The 26,423-nt window shown below is 66.1% G+C and carries 24 protein-coding genes and 1 tRNA gene; 17 read left to right on the top strand and 8 right to left on the bottom strand.

The genetic code is table 11. The features are described from left to right. Positions 1-100 precede the first annotated feature (100 nt). The gene (locus tag ACFV46_RS17960) at positions 101-2,503 is read right to left on the bottom strand and encodes a hypothetical protein (RefSeq protein ID WP_385498843.1); all 2,403 of its coding nucleotides are present in this window, start codon (positions 2,501-2,503) and stop codon (positions 101-103) included. Between the two features lie 797 nt (positions 2,504-3,300). On the opposite strand from ACFV46_RS17960, the gene ACFV46_RS17955 reads away from it, so the two are divergent. Then, positions 3,301-5,331, top strand: coding sequence for a TerD family protein (locus tag ACFV46_RS17955; protein ID WP_385498868.1), 2,031 nt, complete (start codon positions 3,301-3,303; stop codon positions 5,329-5,331). A gap of 936 nt (positions 5,332-6,267) precedes the next feature. Here the strand turns inward: ACFV46_RS17955 and ACFV46_RS17950 are convergent. The 6 genes from ACFV46_RS17950 to ACFV46_RS17925 form a co-directional block, all read right to left on the bottom strand. Then, positions 6,268-9,384 carry a type I restriction endonuclease subunit R gene (locus ACFV46_RS17950; protein WP_385498842.1) on the bottom strand — a complete coding sequence of 1,039 codons (3,117 nt, stop codon included), beginning with the start codon at positions 9,382-9,384 and terminating at the stop codon, positions 6,268-6,270. Next, entirely contained in the window at positions 9,381-10,574 is a 1,194-nt protein-coding gene (locus ACFV46_RS17945) for a restriction endonuclease subunit S (protein WP_385498841.1), read from the bottom strand. Before ACFV46_RS17945 ends, ACFV46_RS17950 begins: the two co-directional genes overlap by 4 nt. Further along, positions 10,571-11,344, bottom strand: coding sequence for a hypothetical protein (locus ACFV46_RS17940; RefSeq protein WP_385498840.1), 774 nt, complete (start codon positions 11,342-11,344; stop codon positions 10,571-10,573). Before ACFV46_RS17940 ends, ACFV46_RS17945 begins: the two co-directional genes overlap by 4 nt. Before the next feature lie 22 nt (positions 11,345-11,366). Continuing rightward, positions 11,367-12,947: a type I restriction-modification system subunit M gene (locus tag ACFV46_RS17935; RefSeq protein ID WP_385498839.1), complete on the bottom strand. Its 1,581-nt coding sequence runs from the start codon at positions 12,945-12,947 to the stop codon at positions 11,367-11,369. Positions 12,948-13,736: 789 nt separating this feature from the next. Next, positions 13,737-13,973 (bottom strand): hypothetical protein, encoded by a 237-nt coding sequence (locus tag ACFV46_RS17930; protein WP_385498838.1) that lies wholly within the window; start codon positions 13,971-13,973, stop codon positions 13,737-13,739. After that, a complete protein-coding gene (locus ACFV46_RS17925) occupies positions 13,970-15,058 on the bottom strand; it encodes a DUF1152 domain-containing protein (protein ID WP_385498837.1) in 1,089 nt (362 codons plus the stop codon). The genes ACFV46_RS17930 and ACFV46_RS17925 overlap by 4 nt, the downstream gene beginning before the upstream one ends. Positions 15,059-15,142: 84 nt before the next feature. Between ACFV46_RS17925 and ACFV46_RS17920 the strand changes: the two genes are divergently transcribed. From ACFV46_RS17920 to ACFV46_RS17850, 15 genes are all read left to right on the top strand, one after another. Further along, the gene (locus tag ACFV46_RS17920) at positions 15,143-15,883 is read left to right on the top strand and encodes a GntR family transcriptional regulator (RefSeq protein WP_385498836.1); all 741 of its coding nucleotides are present in this window, start codon (positions 15,143-15,145) and stop codon (positions 15,881-15,883) included. A gap of 277 nt (positions 15,884-16,160) precedes the next feature. Next, positions 16,161-16,598 (top strand): ATP-binding protein, encoded by a 438-nt coding sequence (locus ACFV46_RS17915; RefSeq protein WP_385498835.1) that lies wholly within the window; start codon positions 16,161-16,163, stop codon positions 16,596-16,598. Positions 16,599-16,687: 89 nt separating this feature from the next. Next, a complete protein-coding gene (locus ACFV46_RS17910; RefSeq protein WP_385498834.1) occupies positions 16,688-17,416 on the top strand; it encodes a GntR family transcriptional regulator in 729 nt (242 codons plus the stop codon). A gap of 130 nt (positions 17,417-17,546) precedes the next feature. Next, a complete protein-coding gene (locus ACFV46_RS17905) occupies positions 17,547-17,897 on the top strand; it encodes a hypothetical protein (RefSeq protein WP_384602806.1) in 351 nt (116 codons plus the stop codon). Between the two features lie 5 nt (positions 17,898-17,902). Beyond that, positions 17,903-19,276, top strand: a complete 1,374-nt coding sequence (locus ACFV46_RS17900; protein WP_385498833.1) for an FtsK/SpoIIIE domain-containing protein — start codon at positions 17,903-17,905, stop codon at positions 19,274-19,276. Positions 19,277-19,357: 81 nt separating this feature from the next. Continuing rightward, complete coding sequence (locus ACFV46_RS17895; RefSeq protein ID WP_385221548.1) at positions 19,358-19,987, top strand: DUF2637 domain-containing protein; 630 nt, start codon at positions 19,358-19,360, stop codon at positions 19,985-19,987. A gap of 18 nt (positions 19,988-20,005) precedes the next feature. After that, positions 20,006-20,197 (top strand): hypothetical protein, encoded by a 192-nt coding sequence (locus tag ACFV46_RS17890; RefSeq protein WP_283286110.1) that lies wholly within the window; start codon positions 20,006-20,008, stop codon positions 20,195-20,197. Continuing rightward, positions 20,197-20,388 carry a mobile element transfer protein gene (locus ACFV46_RS17885; RefSeq protein WP_385498832.1) on the top strand — a complete coding sequence of 64 codons (192 nt, stop codon included), beginning with the start codon at positions 20,197-20,199 and terminating at the stop codon, positions 20,386-20,388. The genes ACFV46_RS17890 and ACFV46_RS17885 overlap by 1 nt, the downstream gene beginning before the upstream one ends. 10 nt (positions 20,389-20,398) lie before the next feature. Further along, on the top strand, positions 20,399-20,593 hold the full coding sequence (locus ACFV46_RS17880) for a hypothetical protein (RefSeq protein WP_062674447.1): 195 nt from the start codon (positions 20,399-20,401) through the stop codon (positions 20,591-20,593). Between the two features lie 14 nt (positions 20,594-20,607). Further along, positions 20,608-20,865 carry a hypothetical protein gene (locus ACFV46_RS17875; RefSeq protein WP_062674445.1) on the top strand — a complete coding sequence of 86 codons (258 nt, stop codon included), beginning with the start codon at positions 20,608-20,610 and terminating at the stop codon, positions 20,863-20,865. Between the two features lie 132 nt (positions 20,866-20,997). After that, positions 20,998-22,320: a replication initiator gene (locus ACFV46_RS17870; RefSeq protein WP_385498831.1), complete on the top strand. Its 1,323-nt coding sequence runs from the start codon at positions 20,998-21,000 to the stop codon at positions 22,318-22,320. Continuing rightward, positions 22,293-22,487, top strand: a complete 195-nt coding sequence (locus tag ACFV46_RS17865; RefSeq protein ID WP_381808415.1) for a helix-turn-helix transcriptional regulator — start codon at positions 22,293-22,295, stop codon at positions 22,485-22,487. The genes ACFV46_RS17870 and ACFV46_RS17865 overlap by 28 nt, the downstream gene beginning before the upstream one ends. Further along, positions 22,484-23,857, top strand: a complete 1,374-nt coding sequence (locus tag ACFV46_RS17860) for a tyrosine-type recombinase/integrase (protein WP_385498830.1) — start codon at positions 22,484-22,486, stop codon at positions 23,855-23,857. Before ACFV46_RS17865 ends, ACFV46_RS17860 begins: the two co-directional genes overlap by 4 nt. Positions 23,858-24,044: 187 nt before the next feature. Further along, positions 24,045-24,899, top strand: coding sequence for a nuclease-related domain-containing protein (locus ACFV46_RS17855; protein WP_385498829.1), 855 nt, complete (start codon positions 24,045-24,047; stop codon positions 24,897-24,899). 146 nt (positions 24,900-25,045) lie between these two features. Next, on the top strand, positions 25,046-25,372 hold the full coding sequence (locus ACFV46_RS17850) for a hypothetical protein (RefSeq protein WP_385498828.1): 327 nt from the start codon (positions 25,046-25,048) through the stop codon (positions 25,370-25,372). A 315-nt stretch (positions 25,373-25,687) separates the two neighbouring features. On the opposite strand, the gene ACFV46_RS17845 is transcribed toward ACFV46_RS17850, so the two are convergent. Continuing rightward, a tRNA-Arg gene (locus tag ACFV46_RS17845) sits at positions 25,688-25,759 on the bottom strand. Between the two features lie 59 nt (positions 25,760-25,818). Between ACFV46_RS17845 and ACFV46_RS17840 the strand changes: the two genes are divergently transcribed. Beyond that, entirely contained in the window at positions 25,819-26,349 is a 531-nt protein-coding gene (locus tag ACFV46_RS17840; RefSeq protein WP_361926053.1) for a response regulator, read from the top strand. Positions 26,350-26,423 lie beyond the last annotated feature (74 nt).

Here is a 26,423-nt window from a genome sequence, read left to right as displayed (position 1 = left end):
GAACACCGACGTGTCCATCCACCCCGACCGGGGCGAACGGTCCCGCCCCTGGGGCATGAGCGCCGCGAAGCTCACACCCCAAGGTGCCGGCCCGGACGGGTCAGTAGTACTCGTCGAAGCTGACGGTCGGACGGGCGCCGGAGAGATCGACGGTGGCGGAGAAGGACGACGTGCAGGTGTCCTCCATCTTCTCCTCCTCGTCGTAACCGACGTCGGTCCAGGTCACCTTCAGATCCAGGTCACCGTTGACGCTCACGGTGCCGTCGTCCGCCAGCTCGGTCAGCAGGACCGGTTCGGACTTCTGCTTCCAGACGACGTCCTCCGCGTCCTCCTCCCAGTAGTAGCCGTCCGGACTGATCGGGCAGTCGCCGGGCTCCAGGGAGGTGCTCCGCTCCACGCACTCCGCCAGCTCGCTGAGCACGGCCTCCTGCGCCGCGCGCTCGCCCTTGCCGGTGAGCCCCGCCCGGAGCTCGTCGGCGGACTCGCTCTCGTCCGGCTCCACGACGACCGTGCCGCCCCCGTTGGCGGCGACATAGCGGCTGCTCACGCCGTCGACGGTCACCGCGCCGGGGAAGACCACGACCTCCGCGGTGCCGTCCTCCAGCGCCACCTCGACCCCGTTCACCTGCGCCTTGCCGAGAGGGGACGCGGCCGTCACCTCGACCTGGCCGAGTCCGCCCAGGACCTTCCAGCGCGGCCACAGCCCGAGGTGCCTGTCCTCGTCGTCGGCGACCAGGTGCAGCACGGTCTCGTACTCCTCACCGTCCACCTTGTACGTCACCGTGACGCCGGCCGCCCCGTCGGACTCGTCCACCGTGCCGACACGGACGTCGGTCAGCGGGGCGTCCTCGCGCTGCCGGTCCAGTACGGCCTGTGTCAGCAGCGGACCGGAGGGCGAGCCTTCGAGGAGGCCCAGGACATCCCCGGCACGCCCGTCCGCGAGGGCGTCGAAGTAGTCCTCGGCGGCCCTCTCGGGGCCGTACACCTGGGATTCCACGACCGCCCAGGCAGCGGTGCCCCCGCCGCCCAGGACCACGGCCGCGATCAGGCCGACGCCGGTGAACCGCGCCCACTTGGCGCCGGTGGCGAGCGGCGGGCAGGCCATCGGCTCGGTCAGCGCCGCCTCCAGCCGCGCCGGCACCGCGCGGCCCTTGCGGCGGGCGGCGTCGGCGAGCAAGGCGGCCCACTGCGGGTGCACGGGCCGGCCCGGCAACCGCAGCACCCGCGCCCCGGCGCCCGGGAAGGCACTCAGCAGCGGCCGCGCCAGGAACTGCGCCGCCACGACCACCGACGCGCCCCACAGGAGGGACAGAAACAGCGTCCCGAAGAAACTCAGCCCGACGGACACGGACCCCTGCGCGCTCCCACTGGCGCCACCGAACCCCCCACCGGAGGAGACGTCCCCGTCGACCGTGGCGCTCAGCGTGGAGACCAGGCTGAGCGGCAACCACACGACGGCCATGGCGACAGCGAACTTCCACAAAGCGCCCAGCAGCCGCTCACGAGGGTCATGGGCGAGGGCGTGCCGCACCGCGACGACGACCACCGTCAGGACTACGGCGGCCGGCAGCAGGTAGGCACCCCAGGGCATCCCGCCCGTCAGCAGCCCCGACTTCGAGTCCTCCAGCGCCCGGGTGCTGCCGCCGCCGAAGAACGAGTCGATGCCCGCGGCACCGTCCAGCGTGCCGCCGATGGTGACGCCCATGCCCACACCGGCCAGCCACACGGCGGCGTTGACGAGCGTGAGCAGGGAGAGGGAGACCACGGCACCGGCGCCGAGGTCGCCGGTGTCGCCGAGAGCGGCGTATCCGACCGCGGTGAGCGCCCCCACCGCGAGCAGCACGACGGTGACGGTGCCCACGGCTCCGAACGGCTCGCGCCAGCCGCGCAGCCGCTCGGCGTACGGGCCCGGCAGCGCGAGGTCGCCGCGGCGCACGGCGGCACGAGCGGCGAGGTCGGCGAGGAAGACGAGGACGAGCGTGTACGGAACGAGCGGCCACAGCGCGAGCCCCAGGTCGACCGAGGTCGACTCGAGTTCGCTGGTGTCCATCCCGAAGACGGCGGAGGCGTGGGTCGCCGACGCCAGCACGGTCATGGCGAGCGCGTAGACGACCGCACCGGTGCCGGACCGGCCGGCCACACGCGCCCAGGTGTCCGCGGCGAGACGCCGCTCACCGCGCCGGGCGAACCACCAGATCGCGAACAGGGCGGTGCCGGTGAACAGCAGCAGCTGGAGGGTGAGCCCGATCTCGCCCTGCCCGGCGACCTGTTCGGCCCCCCAGGACTGCCCTTGCTCCTCGAGCGACAGCCCGAGCGTGCCGCGCAGGGCCAGCCCGGCCACCCAGACGGAGGCGAGCAGCCAGTCCCCGAACGTGCCGGTGTTGTCGTCGGGCAGGAACTGCGCCCCGACGACAAGGACGACGAACAGCAGACCGAGCTGACTGCCCAACGCGGCCAGCGCCCCGACGGCGACGGCCTTGGCGGACGCCCCGTCCGGCCGCACGGCCCTGAACCACAGGGCAGCCCGCCCCGGAGGCGCGAACGGCGGCACAGGCGGCGCGGCCGGAGGGGCCGTGGGGGGAGGCGGCGGCGGGGCAGGCGTCGTGGTGCCGGCGTCGGCCGAACTGCCGGCTGCCGCTGCGACCGCCACCCCACAACGGCTGCAGAAGGCGTGACCTGCGGCTGTCTCCGCACCGCAGGACGGACATGTGCTCATGGGTTTCCCTGAACGACTCACGACCCCGAAAGGGCCGACCGACGGAACCACGCGAACTCCCCCGACGACCCGGCCACGTGAGAACTGACGGCGCCGGGCATCGGCTGGGGGACCGACGAGGGGAGTTCTCCACGATGTGAAGATCATGCGATGATGCGTGGGAGATTGATAGCAGCCCCAGTTGATTCATGCAACGCACATGAATCTCAAGGGAAGCCGGGTGACTCAAGGGGAGCCGGGCGACTGGGGGCAGGCAGGAGAACTGAGCGCCCGCAGGCGGTGGGCCGGAGCCCGAGCTGACGCCCCGCCAGAACCTTCACAAGTGCCGCAAGCGGGGCCCCGTCGCACGTCGAAGCGCAGGGGAGGCGCAGGGGAGAGGTCCCGCGAAGCCCAAGCCTCACCGGTGACCGAGGGTAAGCCCTTGCCGCACAAGCCATTGGACGCATGCGAACGCCCCCGTACTCCCCTGTGTGGGCACTACAGTTACCTGCGCGCGACGCGTCACATTGCGTCGCTTGTCGGGCAACTGGGGCGCGAGCGATCGCGCGCCCAGCTTGCGTTGCTTGGGGGGTTTCGTGCAGGAAATGATCAAGGGCTCGAACGTCGCGTTGTCAGCCCTGAGTGAGAACGTCGGGTCCGTCATCGTCAGTCTGGGCTGGGGGAGCCCGACCGGCGAGGGCGACGCGGACGTGTCGGTCCTGCTGCTGGATCAGAACGGCAAGGTCCGCAGCGACGCCGACTTCTACTTCTACAACAACCCGGTCGCCGCCGACGGGAGCGTCCAGCTCCTGGGGAAGACGCCGACGGCGGACGGGAGCGAGGACCGGATCAGCTTCGACCTGACGGCGGTCCCGGCCGACGTCGACCGCATCGTGGTGGCGGGAAGCCGCTACCACGGCGCGCACTTCGGGGAACTGGAGGACGTGCGGCTCGGCCTGGCCGACGGAGCCGGCGAGGAACTGCTGCGCTTCGCCATCGACGACGTCGACGCGATCAGCGCGATCATCTTCGGCGAGCTCTACCGCCGCGGCAAGGACTGGAAGTTCCGCGCCGTCGGCCAGGGCTACGAGGCCGGACTCGCCGGTCTGGCGACGGACTTCGGCGTCGACATCGACGACGACGCCGAAGCGGCCGAGGCTCAGGAAGCCTCCACGGACGCCGACCCCGAGGACCCGACGGACAAGGCGACGTCGAAGAACGAGCCGACTCCGCAGCGATTCTCGGAGACGGTCCCGCCTCCCCGTAGGCCGGAACGGGAAGAAGGCGGCGAGCAACGGAAACGATCGACTCGCCCCCGTACCGCGAAGAAGAAGATCACCCTGCCCAAGGCGGCCAAGCCGAGCCTGGCCGACCACGAGTCGTGGAGGCAGGCGCGGCTCTTCCCGGTGTCGGCGCTCAAGAGCGACCACGAGCGCGAGATGCGCGCCACCTCCGTGCTCCTGTCGGTGATGGCGCAGGTACCGGAGTTCGGCCGGCGCCTCACCGCCGCGTTCGGCGCGCCTGCGGGCCGCATGGAGACCTTCACCGAGGTCAGCCTGCCGCACGGGGACACACCACGGCGCCCCGACGGGGTCATCCGGGTCGAGCGGGCCGGCAAGCTGTGGACGGCCCTGGTCGAGACGAAGACGAACGGCAACGCCCTCAAGGCCGAGCAGGTGCAGGCGTACATGGACATCGCCGCGCGCCGCGGCTACGAGGCCGTGATCACGCTGTCGAACGACGTGGCGCTGGAGGGCAGCCCGCTCGTCGACGTCAAGATCGACGGACGCCGTAAGCACAAGGTCGCCCTCTGGCACCTCTCCTGGGCGGAGGTCGCCCACCAGGCACAGATGCTGATCCGCCACGAGGGCGTCGGCAACGCGGCGCACGCCTGGCTCCTCCAGGAACTGCTGCACTACCTGCAGCACGACAACTCCGGTTGCCACGGCTTCCAGAACATGGGCCGTGCCTGGGTCCCCGTACGCAACGGCATCGACGACGAGACCCTGTGCCAGGGCGACGCCCGCGCCCTGGAGGTCGTCGAGAGCTGGGAACGCCTCATCCGCCAGGTATGCCTGGGCCTGGGCGGCGAGCTGGGACAGAAGGTCCTCCCGGTACAGCGCACCAAACGAGGCACAGACCCAGGAGCACGCAGAAACCTCCTCGCGGACCAACTCTGCGTCGACGGCCGCCTCCAGGCGGAACTCCGCATCGAGGGCACACCCGGCGTCCTCGGCATCGTGGCGGACCTCCGCACGGGCAAACTGCGCACCTCGATGGAGATCCCGGCCCCCGAGCAGGGCTACCCCCTGTCCTGGGCGAAGCGCCTGATCCGCACCCTCGCGGACGCACCGGCGGCCCTCCACATCGAAACCCTCGTCGACGGAGCGAAGGGCGGCCCGCGAGGCACCCTGGAACGCCTCCGCCCCGAACCGGCGGACCTGCTCCCGAAGGACACCGGCACCCGCATCACCGGCTTCCGCCTGTCCCTGGTCAAGAGCATGGGAAGCGGCCGCGGCAACGCCGAGACGGGCTTCATCCGCAGCGTCGACGAGGCGGTCCACCGCTTCTACACGACGGTGGTGACCCACCTGGACCCCGCAAGGCCCCGCAAGACAACGCCGGCAAGGCCCTGACCCCACACCCACCGACCAGCCCCCATCGCCCGACGGCGACGGGGGCTGGATCCCTGCGCACCAGAACCCTGCATACTCCAACCGTGGACCTGTCAGCGGAAGGCGAAGCACTCGACCGAACACGGTCCGCGCCAGCCAACAAGGTGGCCGTCATCCTGCACGGCTGCCGCGACCCCTGACCCATAGCAGAACGCTTCGTCAAGCCGGCTGGAGATCCAACTCCTCCTCCTGGTACGGCTACGAGGTAGGCACGTCCTGGTGCGAGCTGGAACTGGACCCCACGGACGGCCCGGACGTCCTGCTGAACGGAGTGGCAGCCCCCCACCGCTTCGAAGACCTCGCAGCCCTGCTCAACCGCTTCGGCCTGACGCACACCTTGGAGCTGTACGACGAAAACGGCACGCTGATCCGCGAGCTCCGCCCCTGACCCCCGTCACAGTCGCGCCAGACACCAGGCGCTACGCAGCAGCCGCATTCTGCTGAACGCACTCGAAACGATTCCCGAGGGTTCCGAGGGCGTAGACGCGGCTACCCCGAGCGACACCCGCCTGCACCTAGCGGGGCCCTCAACGCTTCAGCTCGTGCCGACGCCTTCGGGCTCCCGTCGGCAATCTCGGTCGAGTCCAACTTGCGCACACGGCTCCGGAGGCCGCTTCGGTCCCTGGCGTATGCACAGGTCAGCGCTTCCCCACAGCGCGGTGGGTCGGAACTCGTCCACAGATAGTCCACGATCTATGGCTGCGGACGAGTTTGACGACTAGATCAGCTGCCAGCGGTCATGTGTTGGGTCTGCCGTTCGGTCGGCTGGCGACGGTTCGCTTCACAGCGCCCGAAGAGGTAGAAGCCAACGGTTTGCCCTTGATCGCGACGTTCTGGCCAGAGGACATGAACTTGTCACGGCTCTGCTGCCCTTGCTCGACAAAGACGAAAGAGCCGTTACTGATAGTCGTTTCCTCCAGCGCCTAGCCCAAAGAATCGCTCGAAGAACTGTGTCAATGTTTCGATCACACGTTTCTTCTTGTCGCTGTGGCCGCCATCGCGACTGAAACGAGAGACGGGAGGCAGGATCTTTGTAATCTCCGTACCAGTCGTACGGATCTGCCCGTCACGGAACGCGGCCGTGATGAACGCCCGGGTCTGCTCGGGCTTGAGTGTTTGCTCCTCGATGATCGCAGCGAGTTCAGCATCTCGCTTCGCCTCCACGTACGCCTGCCACTGTTCATCGACAGCGCCGTGCACAGACAGCGAGTTCACAAAGTCTTCAACAAGGTCGCGCTTGCTCCGCAGGCTCGGGCTAGCGTCGACCGCACGCGAGATCTGGGCACGAATCTCCTTGTCCTCACCGTCCCCACGCTCGGCCCGCATCTTCTCAACGAGCATCAAGATGTAGTCGACGTTGATCTCAACTTGTTTGACTAGTTCGATCTCGAAGACGACATCCTCGTTGATGCGTTCCTTCTCCGTGGAGGTCTCCGCACGGAGCTCGGCGTACAAGTTGAGGTAGACACTGCGGTAGTCCTGGTGCTGTCGATCTGTCAAAAGGTCCTGGCCGGCGAAGTCGTCAAACTCGGGCAGGATGTTGTGCAGCCGCAGTACGGCACCGAAAAGGTTGATGAAGTCCTTCTGGGCCTGCTCCCCGATGATAGGGGTGCCAAGCGGGAAGGCCTGTAGCAGCTCGGTGACCTTCTCCACGTACTCGCTGTAGTACTCGCTGTAGGACGGCACGATGACGATGCCCTTGGCGTCCTTGTTTCCGAACAGCTCGAGCGCCGCGTTCGTCTCCTCTTCAAGGTCACGGAAGACGACGATATTCCCGTGGCGTTTGACGGAGTTGAGGATCCGATTGGTGCGCGAGTATGCCTGGATCAAACCATGCATCTTCAGATTCTTGTCGACGAACAGCGTGTTGAGCGTGGTCGCGTCGAAGCCGGTGAGGAACATGTTCACCACGATGACCAAGTCGATCTCGCGGTTCTTCAGTCGCTGTGACAGGTCCCTGTAATAGTTCTGGAACTTGTCGGCGCTGGTGTCGTAGCTGGTGCCGAACATCGCATTGTAGTCCCGGATCGCATCTTCCAGGAACGTGCGGGCGTCTCCGCTCAGGGCGTCGGTGTCAAACGCCTCGTCGTCAAGAAGTCCGTCATCGGTGGCCTCGTTCGCGCCGTAGGAGAAGATGATGCCCACCTTCAGTCGCTGATCCGGGGTGAGCGCCTCCTGCTGATGCTTGAACTGCGAGTAATAGCGCTGCGCTGCCTCAACTGAAGCGGTGGCGAGTAGGGCGTTGAAGCCGCGGACTCGCTTCTTCTCGCGAAGCGCCTCTACCTGACGCCTCGTCCGGGTCGATTCCGCAACATTGGCGACAACCGCGTGCTCATAGCTCGTCTGCCGTTTCGTCTTCTGATCGAAGTGCTCCAGGATGTACGTCGTGATCTGGCGGAGTCGGCGCACATCCAACAGAGCGCGCTCCCGATCAATCGCCGAGACCTGCTTATCGTCTGGGTTGCCGACCTTGATCGTGTTGATGTAGTCGATTCGGAATGGCAGGACATTCCTGTCCGTGATCGCGTCTATGATCGTGTACGTGTGCAGCTTGTCGCCGAAAGCCTGCTCAGTGGTCTTCAGCAGCGGGTTTCCGCCGCTCGAGGAGTTGACCGGGAAGATCGGGGTACCGGTGAAACCGAACAGGTTGTACCGCTTGAAGGCTCGCGTGATGTCGGTGTGCATGTCGCCGAACTGCGACCGGTGACACTCGTCGAAGATGATCACGGAGTGGCCCGAGAACACCTCGTGTCCTCGGTTCGCCTTGATGAACGTCGACAGCTTCTGGATCGTCGTGATGATGATGCCTGCATTCGGATCCTCCAGCTGCTTCTTCAAGATCGCCGTGGACGCGTTAGAGTTGGCGGCGCCTTTCTCGAAGCGGTCGTACTCGCGCATCGTCTGGTAGTCGAGGTCCTTGCGGTCGACGACGAACAACACTTTCGCGACATCGGGTAGCTTCGATGCCAGCTGCGCAGCCTTGAACGACGTCAGCGTCTTGCCCGACCCGGTCGTGTGCCAGACGTACCCGCCCGCCTCGACGGTGCCAAGCGTCCTGCGGTTCGTCGAGCACTCGATCTTCCGCAAGATCCGCTCCGTCGCCACGATCTGGTACGGCCGCATCACTAGCAGGTCACGGTCGGCTGTCAGCACGCAGTACTTCGTCAGCACGTTCAACAGCGAGTGCTTGGCGAAGAACGTCTGGACGAACGCGGTCAGCTCCGCGATCGGCTTGTTCCGCGCGTCCGCCCACCACGACGTGAACTCGAATGAGTTGCTTGACTTCTTGCCCTTGCCCGCGCCGGCAGCCCTCTGGTTATCCTTCAAGTGCTTCGAGCGGGTGCTGTTGGAGTAATACTTCGTCAGCGTGCCGTTGCTGATCACGAACAACTGCACATACTCGAACAACCCAGAGCCTGCCCAGAAGCTATCGCGCTGGTACCGGTTGATCTGGTTGAACGCCTCACGGATGTCCACCCCACGGCGCTTGAGCTCGACATGCACCACCGGTAGACCGTTGACTAGCACCGTCACGTCGTACCGGTTCGCGAAGCTCGCATCGCCCTCGCCCCGGTCAACCTCGTACTGGTTGATGACCTGCAGACGATTGTTGTGGACGTTCTTCTTGTCGATGAGAGTGATGTTCTTCGTCGAACCATCGTCACGTTTCAGAATCTGAACGTGGTCTTCCTGGAGCCGCACCGTCTTCTCGACGATGCCCTCGTTCTGTCCGGCAATCCTGGTAGAGAAGAACGACTCCCACTCGGAATCCGAGAACGACACGTGGTTTAGCGCCTCAAGCTGGATCCGCAGGTTAGCGACAAGCTGCACCTCTGATGTGATCGGGAGGTACTCATATGCCTGCGACTCCAGCAGACGGATCATCTCCCGCTCAAGCGCCGCCTCCGATTGATATGCCGCGGCTCCAGAGGCATCGGGGACGTACTCGGCAACAACGGTACTTTCGGCAGAGACGGCGATCGGGTCGTATTTGCGTGCCTGCGCTTCCCTCATGCCGCAGCCTCCTTGAACGTCAAGAGCCGATCGCGGTAGTGCTCGTACTGCTTACGGCGAGCTCGAAGCTCAGTCGGGAGACCATCGCTCAGGTCGTTGACGAGTGCATCGTACTGATCAAGTAGCCCAACGACACGTTCCTTTTCGGCAAGCGGCGGATCCGGGATTGGAATCCGGTTCAGATTCGCCTTGTTCAGCTTCGGCTGAGCGGCCCCTGAGATGAACGGTGAGAGATCGATGGAGTTCAGGTAAATCTCAACGAAACGACGTTCCGCATAGGTCTCGAACTGAAGAACGTGCGCGTGATTATTGACCCAGGTCTTACCAGAAACAGAGAAGGCGATCGGCGTGGATCGCGCGAGCAGGTTCGCACCGTCTTCCGAGACCAGAAGAAGGTCGCCATCGAAGATATAGTCACTCACATAGTCGACGATTCCGGAGGCGCCATAGTACGGGATATCTCCAGCAATGCGAGCGTCTCGAGTGACCGGCTTTCGTCGAGCATCGAGGTTTTTGGCGAGTCCCCCCAACGGCTGCCACGCAACATCAGTGCCGAAATCAAGAAGTCCGCGACGGTAGTGCTTGTACTGGCGGTGGCGCGCCTCCAGCTCCGCCTCCAGCTCCGCCTCCAGCTCCGCCTCCAGCTTAGCGAACTGGTCCAACACCTTCACGATCTCCCGCTGCACCTCAAGAGGCGGGACCGGAATTTTCACCGTTGCGAGCTTATTTGCAGAAACGTCGATAACCTTGGTGCCGGTAGCGCGACGCTGCTTCTCGTAACGGAATGCCGGTGATTGGAACCAGTAGGCAAGATACTTAGAGTCGATGGAGTCGATAGACGGCTTAAGGACAGTTGCATGCCCCCCCGTTACGATGGCCTCGCTACCAAGCCACGCAACAGCTTTACACACGTCATCGAGATTCTCGCTGGTGTTAGTGATGATAACATCGCCAGGATTCACCTTGGCCAGTCTTGCAGCCTTCTCCTCGTGTACGTGCGAAATTACTTCAGTGGCCCAGGTGCCGTAATGCGTATAGATCTGACCATAGTGAATACAGCCGACCCCTTCATCCGTGAAGTCCGACTTCGGCATTCCGTTACCGCGAACCAGCTCTGCAATCGTGCCAAGCTCCTTGAACTTGACCCCGTCCGGGCATAGTTCCTGAACCATTTCATCGATACTGCTCACGCGACGCTTCCTCCTGCGATCTCGCTAATGCTTTTGATATCCCAGCCCAGCTCTTCGATCGCTCGCGCGTATTCGTTGTCGCGACTTACTTCGTCAACGACACCTAGGACCAACTGGAGGCAGGGCTTGTATTTCTGGAGCGCCTCCTCTTCGCTTGACTCGCCATGAATAATATTGCTGAGTTCACGAAATAGCTGGTATCCATCACTTGAGAAACGCCGCGGAATGATATTGCGAACTTCATTCACTTTCTCTAGCACCACAGCAAAGGGAAAATTTTTCCCGTTATTCTTCTTTGTCTCGATCTCGGCGATCTCGGCCACTTCAAACGTAACGAGCTCGAAAATCTTGCGAAGGTAGACAATCGATCCGGCACCAAGTTGGTTTTCATACGCGAGCTGCGCTCGCTTGACCAGATCCGAGAACGGCCCGCGATGACTGTCAACCCGGTCAGCGCGGTCGCGAAGGTTCTCCGTGTAGCGCTCGATACGCACCTCTGGTGCGAATCCAGAGATATCACCATTGCTGCCGATGAGGAACCATACCTCCACTGATGACCGGCATTCGATACATTGTAGTGTGGCGTCGATACTGATTTGATTGTCACCGACACCCAAACATGACAGCTCATCTCCAGAAACGAAAGTTCGCTGAGTGTCACAGGTACGGCAATGAAAATTGCGGAGAACCTTCCCTACTTTGATCCTCTTGTGCTTTCCCCACTTCAGTGCGTGCCCGTCGAGAAAACCATCCACTTGCATGGTTGCCACAGCAGGAGCGTCGGAGAGGAGTTTAGACAGGCGCATTTCCCCCCGCTTCCAGCTCGGAAACGATCGCGTCGATCGACGTGCGCAGCTCCGCCTGCCGCGCCACGATGCGGGCGATCTCGGCGTTCAACTCGACGATGTCGACCTCCGTGCGCGCGTCCTCCGACTCCACATAAGAGGACACAGCGATGTTGTAGTCGTTCGTCGCGATGTCCTCGATGCTGACGAGCGTGGTGAAGTGATCTTCCGATTCACGCGTAGTGAACGCATTGAGGATCCTCGTCTGGTGGTCCTCGAGCAGCTTGTTCTTGTTGCCGACACGCTTGTACTCGGCTGAGGCGTCGATAAAGAGCACGTCGCTGGAGTTTTTCGACTTCTTCAGCACGAGGATGCACGTAGCGATCGTGGTTCCGAAGAACAGGTCGGCAGGCAACTGGATGACCGTGTCGACGTAGTTGTTGTCGATCAGGTACTTACGGATCTTCTTTTCCGCACCCCCGCGGTATAGCACCCCAGGGAACTGGACGATCGCGGCCGTGCCGTTGACGGCGAGCCAGCTGAGCATGTGCATCGTGAAGGCCAGGTCGGCCTTCGCCTTCGGCGCCAGCACGCCCGCCGGCGCAAACCGCTCATCGTTGATTAGCAGCGGGTTCGCGTCACCTTCCCACCTGATCGAGTACGGCGGGTTGGAGACGATCGCCTCGAACGGTTCGTCGTCCCAGTGCGCCGGGTCGATGAGAGTATCGCCGTGCGCGAGGTTGAAGTCTGAGTAGTTCACGTCGTGTAGGAACATATTGATCCGGGCAAGGTTGTACGTGGTCAGGTTGATCTCCTGACCGTAGAAACCCCGGCGGACATTGTTCTTGCCGAGCACCTTGTCGAACTTCAGCAGCAGCGAGCCTGACCCGACCGCCGGGTCATAGACCTTGTTGACCTGCTTCTTGCCGACGACTGTGATGCGCGCCAACAGTTCCGAGACCTCCTGCGGCGTGTAGTATTCGCCACCGGACTTGCCCGCGTTGGCCGCGTACATCTGCATCAGGTATTCGTAGGCGTCGCCGAACAGGTCGATCGAGTTGTCCTCAAACCGCCCCAGCGGCAGATCGCCGATGGCGTTGAGCAACTTCACGAGCTTCTGGTTGCGCTTGGCGACCGTTCCTCCGAGCTTGTTGCTGTTGACGTCAAGATCGTCAAACAGCCCCTTCAGATCGTCCTCGCTGCCGGTTCCCAGCGCCGAGCCCTCGATGTTCTTGAAGACCCGAGCGAGCGTTTCGTTGAGGTTCTCGTCCTGCGCGGCGCGCTCGCGGACATTGGCGAACAGTTCCGACGGCAGAATGTAGAAGCCCTTCTCTGCCACCACCTCGTCACGAGCGAACTCGGCCTGTGTGTCGGGAAGCACCTTGTAATCGAACGACTCATCTCCAGCTTCATGTTCGCCGCGGTTGATGTACGCCGTTAGGTTCTCGGAGATGAAGCGGTAGAAGAGCATGCCCAGCACGTAGCTCTTGAAGTCCCAGCCGTCGACACTGCCGCGCAGGTCGTTCGCGATACGCCAGATCGTCTTGTGCAGCTCTGCCCGCTGGCGTTCTTTGGTGGTCGGTGCCATGTTGCAGCTATTCTCCTCCGCGCCACGGCGCGATCACGTTGCTTCGAAGTGCGCACCTAGGGTACCGGCGACACAGTCACGGGTGACAGGTTCGGGGGCCTGGACGGTGTCCCGTAACTGTTGGTCACGACTGAGATCTTGTCGTGTCTGGTGTGATCACGGCGCTGGCACCAGGCTCGTCACCGCGCTGCGGAGCGAGGGGGCCGATCCGGTCCGCCGGGGTCGGCCGTGGAGCCTGCCGCTTGTTGCTGTGGGCATACGAGCCCATCCGGGCCTATCAGCACATCTCTATATTCTTCACTCCCTGAGGAGCGCCGTGATGGCGTTGGCTCAACCCTCCACTTTCCCCGGCTCCCATCCCGTCCGCCGTCGACCCACACACCGTGGAGCAGGCGTGGTTCATGGCGTCCAGGTGGAGCGCGCCACTGTACGAACGACCTGGACGCCATGGGCCGCGTCTGCTCGGCTCTGCCTGGGTCGACGGCGGACGGGATGGGAGCTCCCCGCGCACGCCACTACGGGCCCGCAGTCAGGAACGGCGCCCCCTCCATCCCGGTGCCGGCCGATCCCCCGCCGGAGGCATTGTCTTGACCGCAGGCCGCTCTATGCGGTGCTCGCCTCATGGCCACCGGCCCTATCCACCAGTGGGCGCGCGTCGGCGCAGCGCGGGCAGAGCGGGCCGGAGGCAGGAGCGTCGCCCGCGGCGGAGCCGGGAAGCGCGCCCGGCGGAGCGGAGCGCAGCCGGGGCTTGAACCCGTAGAGAAGGTTGTAACTCAGTGGGATTCAGGCCTAGGTTGGCGCGTCCGATCGCCCGGCTTCTATGATCTTGCGCGCCTGGTCCGCGGCCCGTTGAAGTGCCTGGGCCACCTGGTCGGCGTGATCGGCGCTTAGCAGGATCTCTTGTGTCCACATGATCGAGAGCCTGACGGTGCCGTCCAGGAGATGTACGGCCACGTCGATTTCTGTGCCGTGGCCTGCTGCGTCCCTGACGTCGTCTAGGCCTGGATCGCTGGCGAACGCGCTCATGCCCTGATATTCCACAGCGGAGCGTCGTATTGGTCAGGCCGACTGGTGATGAGGATTCGGCGTAGCTCATCGCGCTGGGAGCCGTTGAGGCTTAGTGCCTCGGTGAGGTGGCGGAACGTGGTGTGGGTGATGCCGCGGGCGCGGGCATCTGCCTGGAACCGGTCCAGCTGCGAGAACACGACTTCGCGGGTGAGGGGCACTGGTGGCTGGTCCTTCAGCCAGGCTGCCTTGTTGCGCTCGTAATCGATCTCCGAGAAGCCACAGATCTCGCGGCTGTATGCCTCGGCCTCGTCCAGGGTGGCGGTCATCATGATGGCGCGGGCCAAACTGTTGCGACTGACCGCGTCGTCCAGGTCGACCTCGTGAACCGCGGGTCCCTCGTCCGTGAGGGGGACGGGGAGGCCGGCGTCGCGCACCTCGCAGATGCCGCGGGCTCCTCGGGCTGTGGCGGCGAGCATGGCGGTCGCCTCTGAGGGGTGCCATTCCAGGATGCTGCCGATCGTCTCCACGTCCTCAGCCGTGAAGGTGTGGACGAGGTTGCCGAGGAGGGGGCGCAAGTCGTCGGCGGAGATCTCACCGTCCAGTCCGGGGCCTGCGACCAGGAGGCGGATCGGGGCGTTTACCTGGCAGCAGGCGGCGAGGGTGAGGGCGTCGGCGAGCGGGCTCTTGAGGGTGGGTTCGTCGCCCTGAGCGAGGATGTCACCGCCTACGTCGAGCAGATCGATCGATGCCGGGGCCAGGTGAGACACCAGTTCTTCGAGTTGGCGGGTGATCCCCTCGGCGCCGTGGTGTGGATCGAGCAGGGCCAGGGTGTGCGGCAGCTCTGCCGCGAGTCGGGGGAGCGTGGAGCCTGCCGGGGCGATCGGCTGGGCCTCGGCAGGCACCGACCACACGGACTGAGTGACGGGTTCGAGTCCCGCGAAGCGGTCGGCTCCTCGTGGTCCCGGGAGCGGGTCGACCAGGAGGCGGTCCCAGGCGTACGTGAGGATCACCGCCTGGACCTCGTCGCCGTAAAGGGCGGCGTGAAGCATTGCGGCGGCGACTGCGTCGCCCCCTCCTCCTGCTGCGACGATCAACCGCGTCATGCGTTCAGACTACGGGTCCGCAGGTTGGCCACTCACCCTATAGTGGCCAAAGGCCATAGCCACTTGGACGGGAAGGGAGGGGAAATGCCGCAGATCGAGGAAGCTCAGCCGAAGTATCTCCAGATCGCCTATTACATCCGCGATCAGATCCTTCGCGGTGACCTGCGGCCGGGGGACGAGGTTCCCTCGGAACGGCAACTCGCCGCGGACTGGAAGGTGTCCCGGCCCACGGCCGCACGGTCCTTGGAAGCGCTGAGTCATCAAGGCCTGGTGGAGAAGCGCCAGGGCTCGGGGACTTATGTGCGCAGCCTCGAAGTGAACCGGCGTGCGCGGGAGTTGTACGGGCGCGCCCGGCAGACGGGGAAGATCTACACACCCGGCGAGTACGCGGTGATCACCTCAGCCGGGTGGCTGGAGGCTCCGGACCATGTCGCCGAGGCGTTGGGTCTGGTGAAGGATCGCCGAGCCGTCCACCGCCGGCGTGTGACGAACAACCAGGACGGTCCGATCACCTTGTCCACCTCATGGTTCGCGCCGGACGTCGGCCAGCGCGCCCCCAAACTCCTGGAGCCTGAGCGGATTCAGGAGGGGACGCTCATGTACGTCGAGGCGATGACGGGGCGTCAAGGCAGCTATGCGGAGGACCGCATGTGTGCCCGGGCTGCCACGGAGGAGGAGGCGGCCGATCTGCGGTTGGAGTCGGAGTCCGCTGTCCTCATCGTCCATCACGTCGTCTTCGACCTCCAGGATCGGCCCCTGGAGTTCGCCGAGGCCACCTATCCGCCGCACCGTTGGGCGTTCGAGCAGGGCTACCCGCTCACCTGAACACTCGCCAGTTCCGGCGAACCGCTTGCACTCCAAAGTGGCTAATGCCACTATCCACAAAGTGGCTAAGGCCACTTGATGGAGAAGGGGGCACGACGTGACGAGTCGACGGCCAGTGCGGGACGCGCGATTAGCTTGCCGGGGGTGTCGGGGGCGCGGATGGAAGCGCGTCGGCTCCCGAACGGTGCTGGCGTTCTCCACGGCCAACGACCGCAGCCGTGCCACGTCGAAGCGGCGCTGCCTCGACTGCGACGGCAGTGGCAAGGAGTGAGTACGCATGGCCTACACGATCGATCGTTACCCCTGCGAGGACTCACCGCGGCTCGGAGCGATGACCTTGCATCCTGTACCGGAGTCCGTGCCCCGCGCCCGACGCTGGTTCAGGAAGTTCATCGCTCCGTTCAACCCGGCCTGTTCGGTGGACGACTGCCTGCTCATGATCTCGGAGCTGGTGACCAACGCCATCCGTTACGGAAGGGCGGACGAGTCTTGGCTGGTGCGGGTCGAGTGGTTCCGACAAGGGCCCTCGCTCCGCATCGAGGTGCACAACCCGGGTTTCCCGGCGAACGTGCGGCTCCGGCACCCGGAAGCCAATGACGCGCATGGGCGGGGTCTGCTCCTCGTCGATTCCATCGCCGATTCCTGGCACTCTGGTCCGAGTCACCTCGGCGGCACGGTCGTCTCCTTCGTGATGGCTGATGCCTGGCCGGCGTGACGGAATAACCCACCCCTTCTACTGCGGGTGTGCAAGTGTCGCTAGTCTGGTTGACCAGTTGACTTGGCCAATCCCGACAGGCGGCGCTCATGGCGTATGAAGTGGAGCCACCGAAGTACGTGCGCCTCGCGCAGACTCTTCAGCGTCGCATCGAGGACGGCACGTACGCGCCGGGCACCCGCGTACCGAGCGAGAACCAGCTGGTGCAGGCCTTCGGTATGTCGCGGCCCACCGTGGTGCGAGCGCTGGAACTGCTGAAGCGGGATGGCTGGCTCGAGTCCCGGCAGGGTTTCGGCACGATCGTCCGGGGCCGGCCGGAGGTCATCGAGCAGCAGGACCGGCGGGGTCGTGAGGCGCTTGAGCGCGACGAGTCGCAGGGCGGGGGCCGCCTGATCGAGGTCGTACGCGTGTCCGTTCCGGCTCGGGTTGCTTCGGCCCTTGGCCTTCCGAAGAGGGCTGAGGTCCTGATGCGTCGCTTCCTGGTCGAGGAGGACGGTGAAGCCGTCGAGTTGGTGTCGTCGTACTTCCCCGCCGGCCTGGTCGAGGGAACTGACCTGGAGGTCGGAGAACCTCTGAGTGGGAGCACGCGCGAACATCTCGAAGCTCGGAAGAAGGTGCGCTTCGACCATGTGACCGAGCGGGTCTCTGCTCGGCTGCCCGAGGCGCGTGAGGCCGAGCTGCTGGATCTGTCGGACGGCGTTCCCGTGCTCAGCGTCCTGGTTGTCGCCTGCGATGCCTCCGGTCGAGCCTTGCAGGTCTCTGACGTGCTTCTACCTGCCGATCGGCAGGAACTCGAAGACACCTATCGCCTGAGCTGACCTCGCCCGACGGCGGCGGGATTTGCAGGGGACAACGACTTGACAAGTCAACTTGGCATCCCTTGCGTCGGACTTGCTAAGTCAACCTGTCAGGTGTCAGGTTGATGGTCTCTCAGAAGGAGTAATCCCTGTGCGTGTGATCCGCGTTGACGCATCGGCAGCCACGATTCTGCTCACCGAGGCTCCGGCCCCGAAGGTGCGTGACCGGCAGACCGGTGAGATCGCCAAGGACGCGATGACCGGCGAGACGCTGATGACCGTAGGCGTCGTCTACATCGACGAGGACGACTCGTCGCTGATCCAGGTCACCGTTCCCGAGAACGGGGTGACCGAAGGTCTGACGGTTGGTGCTCCGGTGTCGCTGCCGGGTCTGGTGGCACGGCCGTGGCAGAGCGTGTTCAACGGCCAGGAGCGACACGGCATCGCCTACCGGGCGACCGCCATTACTCCGGGGGCCTTCCCGATGGCCCAGGCGGGCTGATCCAGATGACGGACCTGGTGACGTTGGCCGAGGTGGGCGGCTCCCTCGCGGCATTAGGCGGCGCTGCCTACGCTCGGCACGCTCACCCAGCGGCGTACTGGTCCACGGTAGGGCTGCCGCTCTCGGTGGCCCGGCTGCTGGCCTCGTACACCTCGACCATGGACGCGTGCGGCCTGACCGTCCAGCCGGCCCGCTGGCGCGCACTGGCCGTCCGTGCGACCACCCGCCGTGAGGTCCGGCCGGTGCCTCCGCGGCGGGGCATCATCCGGCCGACCACGACCGGGCTGCGTATGCGACTGCGGCTGGCTGCGGGTCAGGAACCGGCGGACGTGGCCGCCTCGGCCGAACGGCTCCGGCACGCGTGGGGCGTCCACGCGGTCCACGTGCGGGACATCAAGCCGGGCGTCGTCGAACTCCGGCTTGTCGGCTTCGACGTTCTGCGCAAAGTGCGAATGCCCCGTCGCCTCGACGTCGGCCCGCTGCGCGTCCCGGTGGCCTTGCGGGAGGACGCGACCGCCTTCGTGCGGGACTACCGGGCCGTTCCGCATGAGCTGGTGCTCGGAGCCACGCTCTCGGGCAAGTCCATGTACCTGCGGAACCTGCTGACCGGGCTGGCTGCCCAACCGGTGGTCCTGGTCGGGATCGACTGCAAGCGCGGCGTGGAGCTGGCGCCCTTTACGCCCCGGCTTTCCGCGCTGGCGACCGACCCGGACCAGGCAGCCGAGCTGCTTCCCGCGCTCGTGAGGGAAATGGAGGACCGATACGACCTGATCAAGACCCGGCAGGGCATCGCGCCCGGCACTCCGGAAGAGCTGATCACCTCGGACATCTGGGGACTGCCAGAGCACGAACGTCCCGCTCCGATCGTGCTCTTCATCGACGAGGTGGCAGAACTCTTCCTCGTGGCCACACGGAAGGAAGAGGAACGGCGCGACCAGATGGTCACCCACCTCATCCGCCTTGCCCAACTCGGCAGGGCCGCTGGCATCTACCTGGAGGTCTGCGGACAGCGCTTCGGCGCCGAGCTGGGGAAGGGGGCGACCATGCTCCGCGCTCAGCTCACCGGCCGCGTCTGCCACCGCGTGAACGACGAGGCCTCGGCCAAGATGGCTCTCGGCGACATTGCACCAGAGGCTGTGCTCGCGGCCTGCGCCATCGCTCCCGAACTGCCTGGCCTCGCCGTCGTCGGAGACACCTCCGGCGGCTGGTCCCGCATTCGTACGCCCTGCCTCTCCCTCGCTGACGCTGCGGCCACCTGCCGCGCGACGGCTCACCTCGCTCCCGACGTACCGGCGCTCGAGCCCTTCCGGCCGTATGTCCCACCGCAGTCGACGCAGCCGTCCGGGCCCGTGGCCACGGCTCGCCCGGTCACGGAGTAGGCGCACCCGTCCACAGCCGGCACGGCCGTTCCCGTGCCACGTCCCTACCCCTCCGTGCCTGGAACCGGAAGGAGCTGCGCCGTGCGTGCCCTGCCTGTCCGCATCGACGCCGTACTCATCCAAGCGGTGATCGCCGCCGCGCTGTCCTTCGCCCACCTGCACGACCTGGCCTCGGCTGCGGGCCAGCACGGATGGAAGGCATGGGCCTACCCCGTCTCCGTCGACCTGCTGCTTGTGGCGGCCTGGCGACGGCTCCGCTCCGGTGGGGCGAAAGCGGCCGGGTGGTGCTGGTTCCTTGTCGCCCTGACCGCCTCGCTCGGTGCCAATGTCGCCACGGCCGGGCTCCTCGACCTGGGTGCCGTGCCGGGCTGGCTGCGCATCCTCGTCGCGGGATGGCCCGCAGTCGCCTTCCTGGGTGGGACGCTGCTCGCCCACGGAGCAACCGCGGGCGCTCCAACGGTGGACCGCGAGCCGGCCGCGAGCCCCATGACGCCCGAAGTGCCCGCATCAGCAACCGAGTTGTCCGCTGCCGAGCCGGAAAAGGCTGCGGCCTCCGCATCCTCGGTTCCGCCGGCGCTCGTCGCTCTCGCCCGCAAGGTCGCCGACGAACACCGTGCCCGGACCGGTGCCCCCATCGACACCTCGACCCTTCGCGCCCGGCTCGGCGTTCCGCTGCCGCTGGCCGAAGCCATCGCCACCCAACTCACCTGACCCGGAGGACTCTCCACCGTGCGCCCGTCCACGCTCCGCGCGCTGCAACGCGCCGCAGAGCTCACCCGACAGAACCGCCTCACCGAAGCCGTGCTCATTGCCGAGCCCGTGATCCTCACCGCCGACAGCTACGAGGGTGACGAGATCTTGCGCTGGCTGGCCGAGCACGTCACCGACTTCACCGGCGAAAGCCCGAAGGAGACCCGCTGATGACCGCCAATCGCCGCTTCCGCAACGTCACCCGCATAGGGCCTGTCCAGGTCGCCACCTACTACGACGGCCGGGGCCGCGAGAAGCACACCGCAGCCTGCACGGCTCCTCGCTGCGGCCTCGCCACGGACTACGACAGCCGTGCCGCCGCCGAACTGGCCGCCCGGACTCACCGCTGCGCCGTCCGCTGAGGGAGCTCCCGTGACCGTCTCACTGCCCCTCGTCTTCGTCCTGGGCGTCATCACCTGGGCCGCGATCAAGTTCCTCGGCATCCGGCTCTGGGTCGCTGTCGTGATCGCGCTCTTCGGCTTCTGGCTCTCGCACACCTTCCTCGCCCCCGCCATCGAGTCCGGCACCCGCTCCGGGGTCGACGTCGTCAACGGCACCCAAAAGTGACAAGGAGATCCACCGTGTTCCGTCCCAAACTGCCCGACATCCCGACTCTGCCGACGCCGACCGTCACGCCTCAGCAGATGCAACCTCCAGCTGCCTCGGCCGGTCGTCCGGTCGCCCCGTACGTGGGCATCGGTGCCGGTGCGGTCGCCGCCGTGGTCGTCGTCGGGATCGTGCTCACCGCGCTCCTGGCGGCGGTCGCCGTCTCGGCCGTGTCCGTGGCCATCGCCGCCGTGGTCCTGCGTTCGCTCGTCAACGGCGCACACAAGCGCTGACCGGCCGCCGGGGCGGCAACAAGCCGCCAAGCATCCCGCCGCCCCGGGGCCGCCCCTTCCGAACCGTCACGACAGCCGAAAGGAACTCCCATCATCACCCGGCAGACTCCGCCCCCGCTGGCGGAACTCTCCATGCTGGCCTCCCTCGGCACCCTGCCCGAGCTGGGCCACCAACTGTCCGGCCTGGGCGGCTGCACCCGCCCCGTACGCCTCGACGGCCACCGCACCGAATACGCGGTGGACCGGACAACCGGCGAGATCGGCCGCGTCGTGCACCACCTGGATTCATCGGCCCTCCCGGCCGGCCAGCTCCTCGTCCGCTGCAACAACCGCCGCGCCACCCGGTGCGCGGCCTGCGCCGAGACCTACCGCCGCGACACCTACCACCTGATCACCGCCGGACTCCGCGGCGGCAAAGGCACCTCCGAACGGGTCGCCACCCACCCGCGCGTCTTCGCCACCTTCACCGCCCCTGGCTTCGGCCCGGTCCACAACCGCCCCTCCGGTGATCGCCCCTGCCGCTGCGGCATCCGCCACGACGACCAGGACCCGGCCCTCGGCACGCCCCTCGACCCGGACACGTACGACTACGAAGCGGCCGTGCTGTGGAACGCGCACGCCGGGGCCCTCTGGCAACGCTTCTCGATCTACCTCCGCCGGGAGGTCGCCAAGCGAGCCGGCCTCACCCAGCGGGCCTTCCGCGACCATGCCCGGGTCTCCTTCGCCAAAGTGGCCGAGTACCAGAAGCGGGGTGCCGTCCACTTCCACGCGGTCATCCGCCTCGACGGCCCGGAAGGCGGCGAGACCGCGCCCCCGGCCCGGGCAACGGCCGAGCTGCTGACCGACGCCATCCGCGCCGCCGCTGCTGCCGCTCGCGTCGACGGCCCGGATGTCGAGGGTCGGCCGCACACCTTCGTCTTCGGCCGACAGCTCGACGTCCGAACGATCCGGTCCACCGACTTCAATGACGGCCAGGACCTGACCGAACGGGCCGTAGCGGCGTACGTCGCCAAGTACGCCACCAAAGGCGCCGAGACGGCGACCGGCACCCTCGACCGGCCGATCCGCTTCCTCGCCGAGCTTGCCCAAGCAAAAATCACCGACCACGCCCGGCGCATGATCCGCACCGCCTGGACCCTCGGAGCACGCCCCGAGCTGGCAGACCTCCGACTTCGTGCCTGGGCGCACATGCTCGGCTTCCGCGGCCACTTCTCCACCAAGTCCCGCCGCTACTCCACCACCCTCGGCGCCCTCCGCGACGCCCGCGCCGAATGGCGCCGCGCCCAAGCCGCTCCGGCCGTCGACACCAGTCAGGAAACGACTCTCGTCCTCGCGCACTGGGTCTTCGCCGGAACCGGCCTCTCCAGTGCCGAAAGCTGGCTCGCCGCCACCCTCGAACCCGCTCCCGGAACGGAAGGAGAACCGACATGGACCGCCGACGCGACGAACTCATGACCGTTCCGCAGGTCCTTGCCGAGCTGGGTGGGGTGTCCCGGCGCACCTTCTACCGCTGGCGCGAATTGGGCCAGGGCCCTGCTGCGTTCAAGTTGCCCAACGGGGAGCTCCGAGTGTGGCGGAGTGACTTCACCACGTGGCTGCGGCAGTTGGAGGCGGCGGCGTGAAGTCTCTCGACGTGAAGGTCTGGAGTGTCCGTAAGCGGGACACCAAGACGCCCTCGTACGGGGTCCGCTGGTCTGTTGCGGGCAACGTCTTCTCGGAGTCCTTCCGGACGAAGGCGCTCGCAGACCACTACCGCACGAAGCTGATGCGGGCGATGCGTGATGGCGAGGAGTTCGACACGGAGTCGGGCCTTCCGGCCTCGATGGAAGAGAAGAAGTCAGCCATGTCCTGGTACGCCTTCGCCCTTAGGTACCTCGCGATGAAATGGCCCCACGCGGCCCCGAATACGCGGGACAGCATCAATGAATCCCTCACCAGCGTCACGGTGGAACTGCTTGACGATCGCGCCGGACGTCCCTCCGATGAAGTGATCCGCAGAGCACTTCGCAACTGGGCCTTCGTCTTACCGGGGCCTGACGATCGCGAAGTCCCGGACGACGTGCGGAATGTTCTCCACTGGGTGTCCAAGGCCTCTCGACCGCTCGCCGACCTCGCCGAGCCCGCCACGGCCCGCGCGGTCCTCGACTCGCTGAAGCTCAAGCTCGACGGCACGGCGGCAGCGGCGGAGACCGTGCGGCGGAAGCGTCGGACGCTCGTCAACGCCGCGAACTACGCGGTCGACCTGGGGGAGCTGCGTGAGAACCCCATCACGGCTGTCCGCTGGCAGAAGCCGAAGGTGTCCAACCAGGTCGATCCGCGGGTTGTCGCGAACCCGGAGCAGGCGCGGAACCTCCTGGCGGCGGCTTCCTACGTGGGCGGCTACCGGCGAGCCCGTGGTCGTCGGCTTGTGGGTTTGTTCGCCGCCATGTACTTCGGTGGCCTCCGGCCGGCGGAAGCGGTCGGCCTTGCCGAGACGGATCTGAACCTTCCCGAGCACGGCTGGGGGTCGGCCCTGCTCCATCGGACCCGTCCGTCCGTCGGCAAGCAGTGGACCGACTCGGGGGAGACCCATGACGACCGCGGACTGAAGAACCGACCCACCGAGGATGTGCGGCGGGTGCCGATCCCGCCTCACCTCGTGGCCGTGCTTCGCGAGCACCTGGCCACCTTCGGCACGGCGGACGACGGGCGGCTGTTCTTCAGCGAGAAGGGCTCGGTCGTCCCGTCCTCGACCTACTACCGCGTGTGGCAGGAGGCCCGGCTCCTCGCGCTTCCGCCGGCCGTCGCGGCCTCGCCGCTCGCTAGTCGGCCGTACGACCTCCGGCACTCGGCTCTGTCGACCTGGCTCAATGCAGGGGTCGACCCGACCGAGGTGGCTGAGAGGGCCGGCAACAGCGTGGAGGTCCTGCTGACCCGCTACGCGAAGTGCCTGGACGGACGGCAGGACGTTGCCAACCGGCGTATCGAGGAATTGCTCCGCGAGTACGAGTGAGACAACGTGCATCGACAATGAGGCCTCAGGCATGCCGCCTGGGGCCTCCCTTGTTTCGGCCCTTCCCGCGCCGGTGCTTCGCTGCGCAACGGGCAAGCTGAGCGTGCGGCCTGTCCTGCGCTCTTGTGGCCCCGTCTCGCCTGCGCTGGCATGTCGGCAACGTCAATGCCGGAGAAGAGGGGGCCTTGTGGAGCTGCAGGTCACGCGCTGGAAGCGGTACGGTCATGATCGTCTGTACGGCAACCTGCCTGATGGCACCGCGGTCGGTTGGGCGGACATCGCTACGGGGGACATCACGGTCTTGCGGGCCGAGTGTCGTGACGACGTGATCGCCGTGCTCACGAAGCACTTACAGAACCTCACCGAGCATGTCCCGCCAGACAGGGCGCCGGAGGTTCAGGACCGTCCGGTGCTGCCGCCTCTGACGCCGGCCGACGACCTGGCCGCCAACCCTCCCGGGCAGGCGTTGCGTGATCTGCTCGCCGAATCGGGTCCGGGGCTGATGGAGCGAGTCGTTTCACGGCTTCTTCGGCGATCCTCAGAATGGGACTCCTGGCGAAAGGGATTGGCGGGGGAGCGGCGAGTGGGAGCCGAGTTGAACCGCTTGGGTCGCCACGGCTGGCGTGTCCTGCACTCGGTTCCGTTGGCCGACAAAGTGGATATCGATCACTTGCTGATCGGGCCTGGTGGAGTGTTCAGCATCAATACGAAGCACCACCACAAGCGGGCCGTGTGGGTCGGGGACGATTCCGTGAAAGTCGATCACGGGAAACCGGCACCCTACGCACGCAAGAGCCGGGCGGAGGCCAAGCGGGTCGCCCGAGTGCTTGAGCGCTACTGCGACTTCTCGGTGCCGGTGGAGCCGGTGCTCGTCTTCGTGGGTGTCACCGAGCTGAAGGTGGTCGCTACGCAGCTCGATGTCCGGGTGTACCAGGAGCGCCAGGTATCGGCACTCGCCCCCCTCTCAGGCGTTCTCACGGCTGACCAGGTGGAGCAGGTGTACGGCGTCGCTCGCCATCGCCAGGCTTGGAGCCTGGCTTGAGTAGCTGCTTCTCAGCGAACTGCCGGCCTTCTCTGCGGGGCCTGTGGGTGGTTTCCAGGGGGTGACCGTCGTCGGGGCGGGGCGCCCTGTCAGTGCCGTCTCTTACGCTCCGCTCTTGCACAAGCAGTTCGAGTGGAGGGACGCAGATGGGCGGCAACGCATGGACGCACACGGGCCCATATCAGCGGGATCTGGCGGCCGCGTTCCGGCAGGAGCAGGAAGACGAGCTGGCGCGGGACAACCACGGCTTCGAGGGGCGGTCCGTCGTGGAACTGTGGCGCGACCCGGAGTGGCATGAGTACATCTTCACCGGCGGCACGGGCTCCGTGTTGGACTTCCCTCTCATGATCGACGCCGCGGACACCGATGACGGTCCGTTCATGCGGCCGCTGACCGATGAAGAGGTGCGCGCGTGGGCTCCTCACGGCCGGCCCACCTACGAGGAGTGGGACGCTGCACTCGACTCCGAGTAACTGGACTTCCCAGGCCGCGCCCAGGGGAACTGCACAGTGCTCTACCGCGACGGGAGGCCCGCGCAGATCGCCTACTGGGGGGTCACTGCCGATTAGGGGAGTCGGTGCAGCCTTGCGATGCGGTCCCGTACCTGTCCGGGTCCGGGCCGCATCGTTCTGCGGGCTCACCTGCGGTGATGGTTCAAGATCCCGTCCACGCCTCGTCCACAGACCTCGACATAGAGCCGCTTCGGGCCGCATACGCCTGCACATACGCGAAGACCCCGCTCTCAGCGTTTCCGCTGGTGACGGGGTCTTTGGGCACCTCATACAGGGTGCCCCCGGCAGGATTCGAACCTGCGCACACGGCTCCGGAGGCCGTTGCTCTATCCCCTGAGCTACGGGGGCGTGTCGGTCGCGTTGCTCGCGGCGACGGGTAGAACACTACCAGCTCCGGTGGGGTGTTCATGAACGGGTTTCCCGGGGTGTGGCACCCCGTGCGAGCTGGGGTGGGTCCCCCGCAGGGGGTGGAAGTGGGGAAAACCCGGACGCGGTGGCCGGTCCGGACCTACTCTCGAGTTGTGCCAGGCGCGTCCGGCCGGGTGCTTGTTGTGGACGACAACAAGGTCATCCGGCAGTTGATCAGGGTCAATCTCGAGCTGGAGGGCATCGAGGTCGTGACCGCGGCCGATGGTGCCGAGTGTCTTGAAGTGGTTCATCAGGTGCGGCCCGACGTGATCACCCTCGACGTCGTCATGCCCCGCCTCGACGGGCTGCGCACCGCCGCGCAGCTCCGCGGTGACAGCCGTACCCGTGACCTTCCCCTCGCGATCATCAGTGCGTGTACGCAGTACGAGATCGAGAGCGGCCTTGAGGTCGGCGTCGACGCCTTCCTGCCCAAGCCCTTCGAGCCCGTCGAACTGGTGAGTGTCGTGCGGCGGTTGTTGGAAGGGGAGCGGCGGGTTGGTGGGGGGCTGGGCGCCGGCGTCAGGGTTTAAGGGTCCGGTTTCCGGTTCCTTCCGAGGGGTGGTGGCCCTTCGTCGCACCGTGCGGGAGCGCACCGACGCTCCGT

The sequence above is a fragment of the Streptomyces sp. NPDC059852 genome, from assembly GCF_042731455.1.
Lineage (GTDB): Bacteria > Actinomycetota > Actinomycetes > Streptomycetales > Streptomycetaceae > Streptomyces.
The sequence above is the reverse complement of the archived record's forward strand: the minus strand, read 5'-3'. Positions and strand labels throughout refer to the sequence as shown.

What these genes read in the sequence shown, in the direction of transcription:
- ACFV46_RS17955 (WP_385498868.1), top strand. Translation starts at nt 3,301, where the DNA reads ATGATCAAGGGCTCGAACGTCGCGTTGTCAGCCCTGAGTGAGAACGTC.
- ACFV46_RS17935 (WP_385498839.1), bottom strand. Translation starts at nt 12,947, where the DNA reads ATGGCACCGACCACCAAAGAACGCCAGCGGGCAGAGCTGCACAAGACG.
- ACFV46_RS17930 (WP_385498838.1), bottom strand. Translation starts at nt 13,973, where the DNA reads ATGAGCGCGTTCGCCAGCGATCCAGGCCTAGACGACGTCAGGGACGCA.
- ACFV46_RS17950 (WP_385498842.1), bottom strand. Translation starts at nt 9,384, where the DNA reads ATGAGGGAAGCGCAGGCACGCAAATACGACCCGATCGCCGTCTCTGCC.
- ACFV46_RS17850 (WP_385498828.1), top strand. Translation starts at nt 25,046, where the DNA reads ATGGGCGGCAACGCATGGACGCACACGGGCCCATATCAGCGGGATCTG.
- ACFV46_RS17865 (WP_381808415.1), top strand. Translation starts at nt 22,293, where the DNA reads ATGGACCGCCGACGCGACGAACTCATGACCGTTCCGCAGGTCCTTGCC.
- ACFV46_RS17925 (WP_385498837.1), bottom strand. Translation starts at nt 15,058, where the DNA reads ATGACGCGGTTGATCGTCGCAGCAGGAGGAGGGGGCGACGCAGTCGCC.
- ACFV46_RS17840 (WP_361926053.1), top strand. Translation starts at nt 25,819, where the DNA reads ATGAACGGGTTTCCCGGGGTGTGGCACCCCGTGCGAGCTGGGGTGGGT.
- ACFV46_RS17885 (WP_385498832.1), top strand. Translation starts at nt 20,197, where the DNA reads ATGACCGCCAATCGCCGCTTCCGCAACGTCACCCGCATAGGGCCTGTC.
- ACFV46_RS17870 (WP_385498831.1), top strand. Translation starts at nt 20,998, where the DNA reads ATGCTGGCCTCCCTCGGCACCCTGCCCGAGCTGGGCCACCAACTGTCC.
- ACFV46_RS17900 (WP_385498833.1), top strand. Translation starts at nt 17,903, where the DNA reads ATGACGGACCTGGTGACGTTGGCCGAGGTGGGCGGCTCCCTCGCGGCA.
- ACFV46_RS17910 (WP_385498834.1), top strand. Translation starts at nt 16,688, where the DNA reads ATGGCGTATGAAGTGGAGCCACCGAAGTACGTGCGCCTCGCGCAGACT.
- ACFV46_RS17915 (WP_385498835.1), top strand. Translation starts at nt 16,161, where the DNA reads ATGGCCTACACGATCGATCGTTACCCCTGCGAGGACTCACCGCGGCTC.
- ACFV46_RS17920 (WP_385498836.1), top strand. Translation starts at nt 15,143, where the DNA reads ATGCCGCAGATCGAGGAAGCTCAGCCGAAGTATCTCCAGATCGCCTAT.